At 70.9% G+C, this 15068-nt stretch carries 10 protein-coding genes and 2 pseudogenes; 7 read left to right on the plus strand and 5 right to left on the minus strand.

The genetic code is table 11. The annotated features are described in order from the left end of the window. Positions 1-123 precede the first annotated feature (123 nt). The gene (locus AB0P35_RS22825; RefSeq protein ID WP_363513411.1) at positions 124-1170 is read left to right on the plus strand and encodes a serine hydrolase domain-containing protein; all 1047 of its coding nucleotides are present in this window, start codon (positions 124-126) and stop codon (positions 1168-1170) included. Here the strand turns inward: AB0P35_RS22825 and AB0P35_RS22830 are convergent. Both AB0P35_RS22830 and AB0P35_RS22835 read right to left on the minus strand, forming a co-directional pair. Further along, a complete protein-coding gene (locus AB0P35_RS22830) occupies positions 1158-3668 on the minus strand; it encodes an ABC transporter substrate-binding protein (protein ID WP_363513414.1) in 2511 nt (836 codons plus the stop codon). The genes AB0P35_RS22825 and AB0P35_RS22830 overlap by 13 nt on opposite strands. Before the next feature lie 120 nt (positions 3669-3788). Beyond that, positions 3789-4946 carry an FAD-dependent monooxygenase gene (locus tag AB0P35_RS22835; protein ID WP_363513417.1) on the minus strand — a complete coding sequence of 386 codons (1158 nt, stop codon included), beginning with the start codon at positions 4944-4946 and terminating at the stop codon, positions 3789-3791. A 73-nt stretch (positions 4947-5019) separates the two neighbouring features. Between AB0P35_RS22835 and AB0P35_RS22840 the strand changes: the two genes are divergently transcribed. The 5 genes from AB0P35_RS22840 to AB0P35_RS22860 all read left to right on the plus strand — a co-directional run bounded on the left by AB0P35_RS22840 (position 5020) and on the right by AB0P35_RS22860 (position 10176). Then, positions 5020-5583, plus strand: coding sequence for a TetR family transcriptional regulator C-terminal domain-containing protein (locus AB0P35_RS22840; protein ID WP_363513420.1), 564 nt, complete (start codon positions 5020-5022; stop codon positions 5581-5583). Positions 5584-5697: 114 nt separating this feature from the next. Continuing rightward, positions 5698-6060 carry a YciI family protein gene (locus AB0P35_RS22845; protein WP_095871101.1) on the plus strand — a complete coding sequence of 121 codons (363 nt, stop codon included), beginning with the start codon at positions 5698-5700 and terminating at the stop codon, positions 6058-6060. Further along, positions 6057-7328 (plus strand): sigma-70 family RNA polymerase sigma factor, encoded by a 1272-nt coding sequence (locus AB0P35_RS22850; RefSeq protein WP_363513423.1) that lies wholly within the window; start codon positions 6057-6059, stop codon positions 7326-7328. The genes AB0P35_RS22845 and AB0P35_RS22850 overlap by 4 nt, the downstream gene beginning before the upstream one ends. 429 nt (positions 7329-7757) lie before the next feature. Further along, positions 7758-9404 (plus strand): C1 family peptidase, encoded by a 1647-nt coding sequence (locus AB0P35_RS22855; protein ID WP_363513426.1) that lies wholly within the window; start codon positions 7758-7760, stop codon positions 9402-9404. A 466-nt stretch (positions 9405-9870) separates the two neighbouring features. Next, entirely contained in the window at positions 9871-10176 is a 306-nt protein-coding gene (locus tag AB0P35_RS22860) for a protease inhibitor I42 family protein (RefSeq protein ID WP_363513429.1), read from the plus strand. 462 nt (positions 10177-10638) lie between these two features. Here the strand turns inward: AB0P35_RS22860 and AB0P35_RS22865 are convergent. Continuing rightward, positions 10639-11087: pseudogene (locus AB0P35_RS22865) on the minus strand (IS5/IS1182 family transposase); the annotation flags it as partial. Positions 11088-11457: 370 nt separating this feature from the next. Here AB0P35_RS22865 and AB0P35_RS22870 point away from each other — a divergent pair. Then, positions 11458-14118: a hypothetical protein gene (locus AB0P35_RS22870; RefSeq protein WP_363513432.1), complete on the plus strand. Its 2661-nt coding sequence runs from the start codon at positions 11458-11460 to the stop codon at positions 14116-14118. Between the two features lie 32 nt (positions 14119-14150). Here AB0P35_RS22870 and AB0P35_RS22875 read toward each other — a convergent pair. Together AB0P35_RS22875 and AB0P35_RS22880 are read right to left on the minus strand one after the other, a co-directional pair. Continuing rightward, positions 14151-14267 (minus strand): annotated as a pseudogene (locus AB0P35_RS22875) (IS5/IS1182 family transposase); the annotation flags it as partial. 195 nt (positions 14268-14462) lie between these two features. After that, complete coding sequence (locus AB0P35_RS22880) at positions 14463-14591, minus strand: hypothetical protein (RefSeq protein WP_363513435.1); 129 nt, start codon at positions 14589-14591, stop codon at positions 14463-14465. Positions 14592-15068 lie beyond the last annotated feature (477 nt).

The raw sequence follows: 15068 nt of genomic DNA on the forward strand, positions 1-15068 counted from the left end.
TCGTCGGAGCGGCCCGCGGGCCGGATCAGCCCGGAGGTGTACGCCTGGCGGACGACGGGGGAGGGTGAGCTTCCTCATACCGGCGGACCGGTGGGCGGACGGCCCCCGCATAGGGTGGCGGACATGGCAGAGCTCGGGGACCTCGTCCGGCGGACCGCAGACCGGCTGGTGGAGCGGCAGGTCGGCGCCGTGGTGGTCGGCATCGCGGACGGCTCGGTGGAGATCCACGGCGCCGGACGGGCCGGCGGCGCGCTGCAGGGCGCACCAGGGCCGGACACCGTCTTCGAGATCGGCTCGGTCACCAAGGTCTTCACCTCGCTCGTACTGGCCCGCACGGTGCTCGCCGGCGCCGCCGCCCTGGACGAACCGCTCGCCGCGCTGCTGCCCGGCCGCACCGTCCCCGAGCGGGACGGCCGGCCGATCACCCTGCAGCAGCTGGCCACCCACACCTCGGGCCTGCCGCGCCTGCCCCGGGGCATGCTGCTGCCCGCCCTGCTCAACCCCCGCGCCGCCGACCCCTACGCCGGGTGCACCGCCGAGCGGCTGCTCGCCGGGCTCGCCCGGACGACGCTGCGCTCGGTGCCCGGCCGCACCTTCCGGTACTCCAACCTCGGCGTCGGGCTGCTCGGCCTCGCCCTCGCCCGGCGGGCGGGCACCGACTACGGCGAGCTCGTCCGCCGCGAGGTCTGCCGGCCGCTCGGGCTCGCCGACACCGCCGTCACCCCCGGCCCGGAGGCGTCCGGCCGGCTCGCCGGCGGCCACACCGCACGCCGCCGCCCGGCCGCGCCCTGGCACCTCGCCGACCTGGCCGGCGCCGGGGCCCTGCGCTCCACCGCCGCCGACCTCGCCGCCTTCCTCCGCGCCCAGCTGGGCGGGGCCCCCGGCGGCCTCGCCGAGGCGATCGCCCTCACCCGGCAGGTGGAACACCGCACCAGCCCGATCTCCTGGGCCCACCTCGGCTGGATGGCGCACCGGCTGCACCCCCGCCAGGGCGGCCGGCTGCAGATCTGGCACAACGGCGGGACGGGCGGCTTCGCCTCGTACACCGGCTTCGACCCGGAGACCGGGGTCGCCGTCGCCGTGCTCGGCAACACCAGCGGGTCGGTGGACGGGCCCGCCGCGGCCCTGCTGCGCGCCCTGCAGGACCGGGCGGCCGATCAGGGCAGGTAGGTGTCGGTCTTGACGGAGTGCCAGGCACCGCCCTGCACCGTGTAGACGGTGAGCTGCCGGTTCTTCGTGTCGCCGTAGTCGTCGAAGGCGACCGGTCCGGTCATGCCGTCGAAGGAGACGCCCGCCATGGCACCCACCACCTTGGACCGGGCGTCGGACGGCAGGGTGCCGCCGTTCGCCTCCACCGCGGACTTGACCGCCTCGATGACGGCCCAGGCCGCGTCGTACGCGTAGGCGCCGTACTGTCCGGCCTCCTCCGGGAACCCGGCGGCCCGGTAGTCGGTCAGGAAGGCGTTCCCGCCGCTGAGCTCGGTCGTCGGGGCGCCCACCGAGGTGGCCAGGTCGCCCTCGGCCCGGGTGTTCAGGCGGGTGTACTCGGTGTCGAAGATGCCGTCGCCGCCCACCAGCGGCACCGTTGCGCCGCCCTCCTTGAGCTGCTGGGAGAGCGGGGCCGCGTCCGGGTACTCGCCGCCGTAGTACACCGCCTCGGCGCCGCTGGCGCGGACCTTCGCCGCCAGGGTGCCGTAGTCGTGGCCGCCCGGGTCCACGTGCTCCGAGCCGACGACCGTGCCGCCGAGCGCGGCGACCTCGCCGGTGAACCCGTCGGCGAGGCCGGTGCCGTAGGTCTTCTTGTCGTCGATCACGAAGAACCTCGTCTTCTTCGCGACCTTCACGAGGTACCGGGCGGCGAACGGCCCCTGCAGGGCGTCGGTGGTGGTGGTGCGGTAGTAGACGGAGCACGGGCGCGCCTTCGCGCCCTTCAGCCAGTCGCTGCCCAGCGTGAGCACGGGGTTGGTGTTGGCCGGCGAGACGTCGACCAGCCCGGCCGTCGAGAACGTGGGCAGCATCGACTGCGCGACGCTCGAGTTCAGCGGGCCGACCACGCCGAGCACCCGGCTGTCGGAGACGAACGCATTGGCGTTCTGCTGACCCGTCTGCGGCTGGGCCTGGTCGTCCAGCGCCTTCAGCTCGAAGGTGACACCGGGCACGTACGCGCGGCGGTTCGCCGTCCTGACGGCGAGGTCGGCCGAGTTCCTGATCCCGGCGCCGAAGCTCGCGAGGCTGCCGGTGAGCGGTGCGTCCACGCCGATCACCACCGTGGTGGTGGCGGTGTCGTTCGACGAGCGGCCGCCGTCGGCACTGTTGCCGCCGTTGCCGCCGCTGCCGCGGCCGGAGTCCCGGGTGAGGGTCCAGGCGAGGATGCCGCCGACGGCCAGGGTCGCCAGCGCCACCGCCAGCACCGTGGCCTTCCGGCCGGCCGACCGCCGCACCGGCCGCCCAGCCGGCGACTCCTCGAAGCGGTACGCCTCCGGGGTCTCGGTCGGCATCCCGTCGGCGGGCGTGCTGTCGCCGGCCTGCCGCGGAAGCTCGGCAGCCGGGGGAGTGGCGTACGGGTTGTCCGGCACCGGGCGGCCCCGCGGCAGGTGCGGGGGCACGGCCGGGGGAGTGCTCGGCGGCGCCGGGGCGGGAACGGCCGGCCCGGCGGCAGGCTCCCCGGCAGGCCCGTCCGCAGGCTCCTCGGGGACGTCTTCGACGGACTCCGCCGCCGGCACCTCGTGGGACGGGGGCGGCAGCTGACGGTCCGCCGGCCCGGGGACGGAGTCCAGTGTCGTGGGTGTCCGCCGTACGGGCGGCGCCGGATCGGGCACGGGCCCGGCCGCCGCCGTGGTGTCGCCACCCCGCAGCACCGCCGCCAGCAGTTCCTCGGCCCGCGCGACGGTCGCCCGCTCCGCCGGGTCCTTGGCGAGCAGCGCCTCCAGCACCGGGCCGAGCGGGCCGGCCACGACCGGCGGCCGGTGCGGCTGGGTGAAGATGGCGATGGCGAGGGCGTGCAGGCCCTCGGCTTCGAAGGGCGTCCGGCCCTCCACCGCGTGGTAGAGCGTGGCTCCGAGCGCCCACAGGTCGTTGGCGGCGGTCGGCCGCTTCCCCTCCAGCTGCTCCGGTGGCATGTAGTGCGGGGTGCCGATGACGGTGCCGCTGTGGCTCAGCTTGGTGGTCGCGTCCGCCAGGTGCGCGATGCCGAAGTCGGTGAGGACGACCCGGTCCTTCGTCAGCAGGACGTTGTCCGGCTTGATGTCGCGGTGCACGATCCCGGCGCCGTGCGCCTCGGCGAGCGCGCCGAGCATCGCCGCGCCGATCTCGGCGACCCGCCGCACCGGCAGCCGGCCCAGCTCGCGGATCTCGGCGGCGAGGGAGCGGCCGCGGACGAACTCCATGACGATGGCCGGTGAGCCGTTGTGCTCGACCACGTCGTGGATCGTGATGATGCCGGGGTGGTTCAGGATCACCGCGGCCCGCGCCTCACCGGTGAACCGGCGGAGCAGCATGGCGCGCTCGTTGTCCTCCAGTCCGGGCGGGAAGAGGATCTCCTTGACGGCGACCTCCCGACCGAACAGGTGCCGGTCCGTCCCGCGCCAGACGCGGCCCATGCCGCCCTGCCCGATCCGTTCGATCAGCTCGTAGCGGCCGGCGATGAGTTCCGCGTCGTCCTGGGTCACGGCGCATACTGTAGGGGGCCCGGTGGCGGTCCCGGGAAGGGATTGCGCGTGCTGTGATCGATCTGCGCCCGGGCGTACACGGACGGCACGCAGATCAGCCTGCCGCCCTGGTCGGCCGGGTCAGCCCAGCCGGGGCGGCACCCAGTCGTGGTGACGGAGGATCATGCGCACGGCGGCCCGGGAGGGTGTCAGCCGCATCACTGTGTTCCGCAGGGCGACCGCCGACGGGCGGGAGAGCTGGTGGCCCATCCGCCCGGCCTGCCGGGCGGCCCGCGCGACCGCCTGGCTGCGCGGCCGGCGCTCGGTGTCGTACCGGGCGAGCGCGGCCTCGACGGTGCGCTCGTCGGCGAGCGCGGCGGCCAGGGTGACGGCGTCCTCCAGCGCCTGGCAGGCGCCCTGCCCCAGGTCGGGGGTCATGGCGTGCGCCGCGTCACCGAGCAGCGCGATCCGGCCGACCGTGAACGAGGCGAGCGGCGTGCGGAGTTCACGGACGTCGTGGTGCAGCACCGAGCCGGGCCGGGTCGCGTCGAGCAGGGCGGGGATCGGGTCGTGCCAGCCGTGGAACCGCCTGGCCAGTTCGGCCAGCGGGTCGGCGAACCGCGTCCCGGCGGGCAGACCGAGGACGGCGTGCCACTCGGCCCGCCCGTCCCGGAAGGCGATGTGGCCGAACTCGGCGCCGTGACCCCAGGTCAGCTCGAAGTCGGTGCGCAGGTCGACCGGCCGCTCGGTGACGGCGCGCAGCACCGCCGAGCCGCTGTGGACAGGGCCCGGGTGGTGCGGGAAGAGCAGGCCGCGCACCCTGCTGCCGATGCCGTCGGCCGCCACCACCAGGTCCGCGTCCAGGGCCGTGCCGCCGCACTCGACCCGGACCGTCCCGGGGCCGAGCTGCCGGACCGGGCCGGCCTCCACGCCGATCAGCAGGGAATCGGCGGGCAGCGCCTCGCGGAGCAGCCGGTGCAGGGTGGCCCGCGGGATGCCCATGATCGGCGTGCCCACCGCCCGCTCCAGCGCCGTGCCGTCCATCCGGGCCAGCCAACCGCCCCGCGGTGTCCGGGTGCCGCCGCTGTACTGGCCCCGCGAGGCCGCCCGGACCGGCCCGCCCACCCCGAGTTCGTCGAGCGCCCGCAGACCGTTCGCGGCGAGCGAGATGCCCGCGCCCGCGTCGTCGAGCACGGACGCGCGCTCGACGACCGTCACCTCCCAGCCGATGCGGCGCAGACCGATCGCGGAGGCCAGCCCGCCGATGCCACCACCGACGACCACTGCCGTGCCGCCCATGCCGAACCCCCAGTTCTTCTACATCTGTAGAAGGCCGACCCTAGCCGAACCTCTACAGGTGTAGAAAGGAGCCATGACGACGGACCGGCGCACCCTCCTCGCGGACGCGGCACTCGACGTACTCGCCGACGAAGGGATCCGCGGCCTCACCCACCGCGCGGTCGACCGCCGTGCGGCCGTGCCGATCGGCACCACCTCGGCGTACTTCCGCACCCGTGCCGCGCTGCTCACCGGACTCGTCACACGCCTCGTCCACCTCGACCAGGCCGAACTGCAGGCGACGGCCGAGCAGTTCCCGCCCATCCGCACCGCCGGAGAACTGGTGGCCGGCATCGCCCGGCTCACCGAACGACGCCTCACCGGCGAGGGCCGCCGCCGCTCGCTCGCCCGCCACGCCTGCGCCGTCGAGAGCGTGCGCGACCCGGAACTGCGCGAGATCCTCGTCCCCCGCGACAACGCCGGCCGCGAGGCCGTCCGGCTCTTCCTCGCCACCCACGGCGTGGCCGATCCCGAGAGCCGTACCCACACCCTGCTGACCTGCATCGACGGACTGGTCTTCGACCGACTGGTGAGCGGCGGCGACGTGCCGCACGACGCGATCGAAGGCCTGGTCGCCGCCGCCCTGCGCCAGGCGTGACGGCAGGTCGGCGGGGTACCCGCCGAAGAAATCCCGCGGAGGGCTGTCGAATCGGCGTCGGCCGTTCGACGTAAGGATGTCGGACAACAACAGCCACCTGGAAGGACGGCCACCATGGCCCAGTACGCGATCCTCATCTACGCGAAGGCCTCCGGCGAGGAGGCCGAGGCCGTCCCCGGCGCGCGTGAGGCCCATGACCGCCACTTCGAGGACATGGTGAAGTCCGGCGCCCTGGTTGCGGCTTTCGCGCTGCAGCCGGCCGCCGACACCGCGACCTCGATCCGTGGCGACGTGGTGACGGACGGCCCGTTCGTCGACGCGAAGGAGGTCATCGCGGGCTTCGCCGTCATCGAGGCGCCCGACCTGGACGCCGCTCTGGAGATCGCTCGGGCCAATCCCGCCACGCAGCAGGGCGGCGGGGTCGAGGTGCGGCCCCTCGAAGGCGGCTTCGTCGCGGATCGGCGCGGCGCGGCGTGACGCCCCCGGCAGACGTCGAGGCGGCGGTGGCGGACGCGCACCGTCGCGGCTGGGCCCTGGTGCTCGCCGCGACGGCGCGCGTCGCGCGCGACCTGGACCTGGCCGAGGAGTGCGTGCAGGAGGCCTATGCCGCGGCCCTGGCGGGCTGGGCCGGCGACGGGATCCCGAACAATCCGGAGGCCTGGCTCGTCACCGCGGCCAAGCGCCGCGCGATGGACGCGGTGCGGCGCGAGCAGACCCTCCGCTCGAAACTCCCGTTGCTGGTGGAGCCCGAGGAGACGGAGGACGACGAGGCCGACGACGAACCGGCCGCCGACGACCCGGAGGACGTGGTGCCGGACGAGCGGCTGCGGCTGATCTTCATGTGCTGCCATCCGGCGTTGGCGCAGGAGGCACAGGTGGCGCTCACGCTGCGGCTGGTGTGCGGGGTGACGACCGCCGACATCGCTCGGACGCTCCTGGTGTCGGAGTCGACGATGGCCGCCCGGATGACCCGGGCGAAGAAGAAGATCTCGGCCGCGCGGATCCCCTTCCGGATACCGGGGGCGGCCGAGCTGCCGGATCGACTGCGCGCGGTGCTCGGGGTGATCCATCTGCTGTTCACCGCCGGGCACACCGCGCCGTCCGGCGCATCGCTGGTGCGAAACGACCTGGTGGACGAGTCGCTGCGGCTCGCCCGGATGCTGCGTGAACTGATGCCCGACGAGCGGGAGGTGCGGGGGCTGCTCGCCCTGCTGCTGGTCGCCGACGCCCGGCGCGCCACCCGGGTCGACGCCGGCGGTCGCCTGCTGCGACTGGAGGACCAGGACCGATCGCTCTGGGACCGCTCGGCACTGGCCGAGGCACACGACCTGATCGTGGACGGGCTGCGCGGCGGGCGACCGGGCCGCTACGTCCTGCAGGCGGCGATCGCCTCCCTCTACGCCGAGGCACCGTCCTTCGACCGGACGGACTGGCCGCAGATCGTGACCCTGTACGACGCGCTGATGTCGGTGTGGCCCTCACCGGTGGTGGCACTGAACCGCACGGTGGCGGTGTCGATGGTCTCCGGGCCGGCGCAGGCCCTGGAAGAGGTCGCGGAGTTGGAGAAGGACGGCCGGCTCGCGCGCTACCAGTACCTGCCCGCGATCAAGGCGGACCTGCTGCACCGCCTCGGCCGCCCGGAGGAGGCCTCGATCGCCTACCGCCGGGCGCTGGAGCTGACCGAGAACCGTGCCGAGCAGGAGTTCCTGACGGAACGGCTCGCCCGATCGCGTCGAGAGCTGTGATCCGAGCGGTGCAGGGCAGTGCCGCGTTCGGCAGGGCCGACGACGAGGCGCGGGCGAAAGCGCCGTAGCGGCCACGGCGAGGACACAGGTACAAAGGCGTCGTCGACCCCCGGTGAGGGAGCACTCGCCCGACTCGAGTCCCGGCGGTCCCGGTGCTCGACCAACCGGATCGGCCGGACCACTGGCGCCGTCCACACTCTCCTGACCTGGGAGAATCCAGGATGAAAGAGATCATTTGCCGTAACTGCCGCTGCCCTGCTTGGGCTAACCAGGCGGCGTGGGATCGTTGCGCGGCTGAGCATGGCCAGTGGGTCGTCTGCGGACCTCTTTGTTAGGGCCTGGCCCGATCTCACGGCTGGGATGCCGAGCGGCCCAACGGGGCGTTGAACCACTGCTTCACGCCCATCCGGTACTCGAATGTGTCGGGAAATGATCGATCTCCAGGGAGTCTCCATGCCTGTGCCTGATCTGAAAGAGCTGCGGAATCTGATCAAGGGATCAAGTGCCAATTGGACTGTGGCCGAGAACAACATCACATCCCTCGATGACGACAGCAGGAGGCAGCTGCTCGGCGTGGTAATCGACCGGCAGGCCTTGGCCGAGATCGCCGCGCGTCCACGTGCTACTACTGCGATCGCGGGTCTTCCTTCTGCCTTTGACTGGCGCAATGTCGGCGGGCGAAACCATGTCTCCCCGGTCAAGGATCAACTCAACTGCGGCTCGTGTGTGTCCTTCTGCGTATGTGCAACCACCGAGTCGCTGGTATCCATCGCGGCAGGCGAGGTGGTCGACTTAAGCGAGGCCGACCTTCACTTCTGTTCTTCGCACGGGACCAGCTGCGGGGGCTGGTGGCCGTCGGATGCCATTAGTGAGGCACAGCGCCGCGGCATCACGACAGAAGCGCTTTTCCCCTACGCCAGTGCGTTCGACGCCGCAGACAACCCGAGCTGCCGGGTGCACCCCAACCGTGACCAGCAGCTGTACCGGCCCAGCGGATTCTCGACGTTGACATCCATGGCAGAGCGGAAGCAGTGGCTGGCGTCGCGTGGACCCGTGTGCGCTGTTTTTCATGTCTACGATGACTTCTTCCCTCTTCACGGCGAAGTCTATCGGCACCTGACGGGCGACCACGCCGGCTACCACTGCGTCGAGATTGTGGGATATTCGGACGCCGATCGCTGTTGGATCGCAAAGAACTCGTGGGGCCCGAATTGGGGGGACAACGGGTTCTTCCGGATCGGATACGGCGAGTGCGGTATCGATGAAACAAGCAGCGACCGCGACCCGGACGGCTCACTCAATCGCTTCCCGATGTTCGGAATCGAGGGAGTCCTCGTTCCGGGCGGCTGGAAGGGCTTCGAGCTGGCGGGTGCCGGATCGGCCTCGCTGACCGGTGGTATCGCGGCGGTGTCGCGCATCGCAGGCAGCATGGAGCTGTGGTGGGTCGGTGCGAACGGTTCGGTGCAGGCCGCGTACTGGTACGAGGGCGGTCAGTGGGAGCGCTATGAGCTGGCTCCCGCGGGGAGTGCTTCGCCGACCGGTGGTATTTCGGCGGTATCCCGTATTCCTGGCAGCATGGAGCTGTGGTGGGTCGGTGCGAACGGTTCGGTGCAGGCCGCGTACTGGTACGAGGGCGGTCAGTGGCAGCGCTATGAGCTGGCTCCCGAGGGGAGCGCTTCGCTCACCGGCGGTGTCTCGGCGGTGTCCCGTATCCCCAACAGCATGGAGCTGTGGTGGACGGGCGCGAACGGTTCGGTGCAGGCCGCGTACTGGTACGACGGCGGCCAGTGGCAGCGCTACGAGCTGGCGGGTGCCGGATCGGCCTCGCTGACCGGTGGTATCTCGGCGGTGTCGCGCATCCCCAACAGCATGGAGCTGTGGTGGACGGGCGCGAACGGCTCTGTGCAGGCCGCGTACTGGTACGACGGCGGCCAGTGGCAGCGCTATGAGCTGGCTCCCGAGGGGAGCGCTTCGCTCACCGGCGGTGTCTCGGCGGTGTCCCGTATCCCCAACAGCATGGAACTGTGGTGGACCGGCATCAACGGAACCGTCAGAGACAACTTCTGGTATCAGTGATCCGGCCTTGTGGCCAGGTGCTCCACCGATTTTGGATCCCGGGTCTGAGGTCTTGAAAATGAGTGAGGGCCTTCCGGCCCGGTGTGGATTGCGACATCCATATCGGTGACCGGCAAGGCCCTCATGCCTGACCGCGACGCAACGCTGACCGAGTGCCACGAAGAAGGGCCGGCCGTTCGGCCGGTGGACCCGGGTAGGTGCCCGTCTCGAAGTCCCTGGGCAAGCACGCGTTGCAGTGCCGGATGTAGGCTTCCCTAAAGGACTGCAGCCCCAGGGGCCATTCGGTGCAGGGGACGCGGTGTACTCGGATGGCGCGACATCAGAGGTTCGAGGTGCCTGAAGTGACAGCGCAACAGGAGTGTCACCCCGCGATGTCACCGAGTGATCGACCGGTCTCATGATGCGGAAACACGGCGAACCTCCCGAGTGGAGGCAGGGTGCATGAGGCCTCAGATGGAGACAGAAGATGACCCGCGAAGGCCCGACCTCTGAAGTAACTGCGTTCGACGGATCGGTTGAGATCGTACTACCGGAATCGCCTACAACTGGATATCGATGGGAGCTCGAGGGTGAAAACGATCGCGCCCGCGTAGCCGGATCGCTATTTGAAGAAATCCGCTCTGCCGAGCGGCTGGCAGGTGGCGGTGGAATGCGAATATTCCGCCTCGACCTGTTTGGCACAGAGCCCCTTCGGCTCAGTTTCGGACTCCGACGCCAATGGGATCCCGAACCGATCGAACGGCGAGCCGTCGTCGTCATGTTCGCTGACTGAATCCGACAGCCGCCCGCACGTGTCAATCCGGGGCACCGGATCGGTCCGCTGCCCCGGCCGGCTGCGCCTACCCCAGTGGATCTCCAGGTGGGCGGCGACAAGGACCGCGACCGTCACCGGGACGGTGACCGCGACTCCAGACTCCCGGCCGCGCCTTCCGCGACGATGTCCTTGCTTGCGCTGGTGGACTCTCCCTGGTGTGCGAGCATCGGCGATGCCGCGGCGGGCGCTAAGACGCCCTGACCTGTGGTTGCTTGCCTGGACGCCGATGGGCTGCGGCGGTGCGGCTGCTCCGCGCGGTGGACGACCGGCTTGTACTGGCCGTCGACGTCACCTGGTGGCTGCGGCCCGACGCCGGATCCTGTGCTACATCTGCGGACCTGGTGCGGACCGGTGTATCCCTGTCTCGGCCAAGTCACCGCACGGCAACTGCGCGACCTGGTTGAGGGGCTGAAGTTCGAGCGTGTCGACAGCGATGCTGCGCTTGCGGCCGACGATCTTCTTGCCGGCGTCGATGCCCTGAGTCTGGGTGGGCACGTTAGGTGCGGCCTTCGGCCTTCACGCTCTGGGCGTCGATCACGCGGGCCGTCGGCTCGGCATCCCGGCCTTCGTTCTCTCGGGCCAAGCGGTGCAGTCGGACGCCGAGCTTCTCGATCGTGCCGTCGGCAGTCCTTGCGCTGAAGTGTGAGAACACGGTGGCGCGGGGAGGGAGGTTGCGCCGTGAGGTAGCGTCAGGCGATCCCGGTGCAGGACCGCGTTCATCACTCCCGTAGGTCGGCGGCTTTCCCTCCGAACCCCAGCGAGGTCTTCTGGCACTCGGCCGGCCAGGCGGTCAGGACCGGCTCCATCAGAACCCGGCAGGCATCTGGCAGGTCGCTCGGGTAGGCCCTACGTTGCGGCAGGTTCGTCATAACCGAACCGGTGCATCCGGGAGTTGGTCCTGGCTATCACTCGGTCGAGTGGGCCGATGATGGACTCGCGGGACCTTTTCGAACCGGACAGGAGCCTTCAGGTCGAAACAGGATGAACTGCAGAGGCGCCGACACTTGAGCGGCGGCGACATCTCGGGCAAGAGCCTCAAGAGGGCACTCCGCGGGTGGAGGCCAAGACCGCCCAAACCTGCACGCCAGCGATGCGAACGTCCTCTGACGGCACGTGGAAGCCGATGGCAGCACTGTCTCGAAGCCTCGGACGCAACCCCCGCCTGTGGGTCCCACTTCGCGTGCCCGCGTGCCCGCGTGCCCGCGTGCCGATGTGGGGCGGCAGAGGCATCGTGGAACCATGGCAGAGCGCGTGGAGTGGCTCCACACCGAACGAATCGCCCAACTGACCGGCAGCCGGGATCCCGAGGATTGGCCCTTACCGAACGTCACCGACGGCTGGACGGTCGAGGGTATCGACCTCGGCGCCAACGCCGAGCACGGTGACGGCCGTCTCTACTTCTTCTTCGGCGATGTCGCCACCACCGACAACGGTGAACACCGCTGGGCAGGCTGGACGTTCTTCCTGCCCAACGACCACCAGGGTGCCACTGACTCCACCGGCCAGCCCGACTGGCGCTTCTGCGACCGCTGCCACACCCTCTTCTGGGCCGGCGGCGGGAGCACCGCCGGCTCCGTCTGCGCCAAAGGCGGTGAGCACTGGTACCACCCCGAAAGCTGGAGATTCTTCCTCCCCAACGACCACCAGGGCGCGACCGACTCCACCGGCCAGCCCGACTGGCGCCTCTGCGACCGCTGCCACAGTTTGTTCCGGGCCCCCGACGGCTCGACCGCGGACAGCGCCTGCCCGGCCGGCGGCGAGCACGCCGCGGCGGGGTGGAACTTCGTCCTACCCAACGACCAGCAAGGCGGCCACGCCGGCGTCGGGCAGGCCGACTGGCGCTTCTGCCGCAAGTGCCACTCCCTCGGCTGGGGACCGAACGGTGGTGCGGCTGGATCGGTGTGCCCCGGCGGCAACCCCCGGAACTCCGACCTCGTCGCCTGGACCGACGACACAGCCGTACAACGGTCCAGTGTCGTGCGGCACGCTGCTGTCGGATGGAACTTCATCCTGCCCAACGACCACCAGGGTGCCACTGACTCCACCGGCCAGCCCGACTGGCGTTACTGCGACAAGTGCGGTGGTCTGTTCTGGGCTCCTGGCGGGTCCACCAGCGGATCCGTGTGTCCTGCCGGAGGACCGCACCGCCATCACCCGGAAAGCTGGCGGTTCTTCCTCCCCAACGACCACCAGGGTGCCACTGACTCCACCGGCCAGCCCGACTGGCGCTACTGCAGCAACTGCCACGGCCTCTTCCACGCCCCCGGGGCCAGCGGCGCCGGTACCGTCTGCCCCGTGGGCGGAACGCACTCGGCCGACCCGCAGAGCTGGATGTTCTACCTTCCCAACGATGTCCAAGGCGCGTCCCCGAGCTCCGGACAACCCGAGTGGCGCTACTGCGCGACCTGCCACGGCCTCTTCTGGAACGGCAGCGCCCACCAAGGCCTCTGTCCGCTTTCCAGACCCGGAGGATTCCGGCTCCATCCGGTCATGAGGAACGACAAGGAGTTCGACCCACTCACCGCCGAGCCGCCCGTCGGCGTCACCAAGAGCCTGGAGACCCCCGGAGGCGCGTTCAGCCACGAGGGCCGGATGTACGTCTTCGTGAACGCTTCACAGGAACGCTGGTCGGAGCAGTCGCGCCCCGGAGACCCCGCGTACGGCACGTATCTCATCAGCAAGGACCGGCCTGGGCAGCCCGGTCCCTACCGCACCGACTTCCTCTTCAGCCCCCGGATCGGCGCCTGTCCGCGCGGGCCCGGCGACGGTACCCGGGAGAGTCACGTGCCACTGGGCTTCACCTTCACACTGCCGTACGATGCCGCCGACGGCGTACCCCGGGAATCGGACTGGCGTCATTGCGTCCGGTGCGCCGCACTGTTCCACGACACCAACGGCACCGGTGCGCACGGAGTCTGCTGGGCCGGTCAGGGCCCGCACCGTTCCGACGGCCTGCGGAACTACAGCCTGGCCCACGGTATCCCGGAAGACGCGCACCACCAGGCACAGTGGCACCGCTGCCGCAAGTGCGCCACGCTCTTCTGGAACGGGGACAGCACTAGCCTGTGCCCGGGCGGCGCCACGCACGAGCCGACCGCCCCGGGCACGCCGGGGCTGGTGCTGCCGCACCCCGACAGCCCGCCGCAGACACCGCCGCACGACACGGGCTGGCGCTTCTGCGTACGCTGCCACGCCCTGGTGCGCACCGCCGAGCGCCACGACCGCTTCGGCGGGATCGGCCCCACCCTGGTGCGCAGTGCCGAACATCCGTATCTCCCGCAGGGCACCGAATACGTCGTCGTCATGGCGGCCTTCGGGTGGGCGCCGAACATCGCCTTCAGGCTCGCCTGCCTGCCGGTGCGCGCTGGATCCCCGCCGAGGCTCCAGGACATGCTCTACTACACGGGCAAGGACGACCCCGAGGAACGGTGGACCGCCGACGACCGCGCGGCGGCCGACCTACTGCCCCACTACGGGTACACCCACGTCGCCTCCGCCTGGCTCGAGAAACCCAAGCGGTGGCTGATGATGTACTCCCTCGCCAACGACGACCGCCGAACGGACGGCAGCCAGCCCTACCTCGACCGGCCGGCGATCGCCCGCATCGCAGCCGTGCCCTGGGACTGGCAACGACCTGAGACCGCGGCGGAGATCTTCGACCCCCACCGCGAGGGCGCGTACACCCACTACATGCACCTGCCCGGTGGCGACGACATCGACCGTCGTCTTGAACCCGGCGGCGATGAGCACCAGGGGTGGGCGTACGGCGTCTTCCCGCTCACCCGCTTCACCGAGTGGGACGAGGCGACTCGGGTACTCGGGCTCTACTACCTGTTGTCGACTAGTTCGCCCTACCAGGTACACCTGATGTACTCCCGGCTGCGCCTGGTCGAGGAGTAGGAGGACGTCCTGCTCATTTGAGGGATAGTGCACGGATTGTGTGAGGCTATGGTGCTTTCGCCCGTTGCCTGCTCGGCGAGGTTCGAGATCATCGCCAGGCGGATCATGCTCTCGGAGTGCTCGGGTTTGGTCTCGTAGTCACGGGCGAGTGACAGATCGCCTCGCCCGATCGCATCGGGGGCGCAGACGTCGGGATCACGGCTCCCGGTCGCCGTCCGAGGCTCGGAGAGCGACGCACTCGACCCGACCTGCGGAGACCCGGTGCCGTCAGGGCCGTGCTGTACCAGGGGAGTTCCGTGGCGTTCCCGGCCGGGCCGGGGACGTCGTGAGGAACGACCGGTCGGTCATTCGTCGCCGGTGCTGGGATCGCCGTCGGGAAGGGCGTCCGGGTGGTCGGGGACGGTCTCCGGGTGGTCGGTGGCGGCGAGGAGGGCGTGGATCGCGGTGGCCATGGTGCGGCGGGCGGCGTCCACGTCGAGGAGTGACCGACCTCGGCACGGAGCAACCTGCAGACCCTGGCCTCAGCCCGTGGCCGGCTGTCGTCTTCGACGCCAATGCAACGCCACGCCCCGCCGACGCCTGACCGCGGCCTGCTCGCCCACCCCCGGCAGCTGGGATGAGAGCGACTACGACCGCCAGGCTATCGACCGGCTCAGCCTCCACCCACCAAAGGTGTCCGCCGACCGTTCCTGCCCAACACGTAGGCGGGTCGTGTTTGTGCGCGGGCGTGCGTGCGGGACGGGTCGCGGTGGTGGCACCGCGCCGCCGAGCGGCTGCAGGAGCGGGGGGTGGCGAGCGTGGCCCCGGCGCTGCCGAGCTGCGGCGAGTCTGCCCGGCGGGGTCGGCGGTCCGGGGCTGCCCGAGGACGTCGCCGCGGTGCGGGAGTTGCTGCTGGACGGCGACGAGCCGACCGTCGTGGTCGCCCACAGCTACGGCTGCATCGTCACCGC

The sequence above is a fragment of the Kitasatospora sp. NPDC085879 genome, assembly GCF_040686255.1.
Taxonomy (GTDB): domain Bacteria; phylum Actinomycetota; class Actinomycetes; order Streptomycetales; family Streptomycetaceae; genus Kitasatospora.

Bases quoted from the DNA above. Each gene is read 5' to 3' on its own strand.
- AB0P35_RS22825 (WP_363513411.1), top strand. From the start codon at position 124: ATGGCAGAGCTCGGGGACCTCGTCCGGCGGACCGCAGACCGGCTGGTG.
- AB0P35_RS22835 (WP_363513417.1), bottom strand. From the start codon at position 4,946: ATGGGCGGCACGGCAGTGGTCGTCGGTGGTGGCATCGGCGGGCTGGCC.
- AB0P35_RS22840 (WP_363513420.1), top strand. From the start codon at position 5,020: ATGACGACGGACCGGCGCACCCTCCTCGCGGACGCGGCACTCGACGTA.
- AB0P35_RS22845 (WP_095871101.1), top strand. From the start codon at position 5,698: ATGGCCCAGTACGCGATCCTCATCTACGCGAAGGCCTCCGGCGAGGAG.
- AB0P35_RS22855 (WP_363513426.1), top strand. From the start codon at position 7,758: ATGATCGATCTCCAGGGAGTCTCCATGCCTGTGCCTGATCTGAAAGAG.
- AB0P35_RS22860 (WP_363513429.1), top strand. From the start codon at position 9,871: ATGACCCGCGAAGGCCCGACCTCTGAAGTAACTGCGTTCGACGGATCG.
- AB0P35_RS22870 (WP_363513432.1), top strand. From the start codon at position 11,458: ATGGCAGAGCGCGTGGAGTGGCTCCACACCGAACGAATCGCCCAACTG.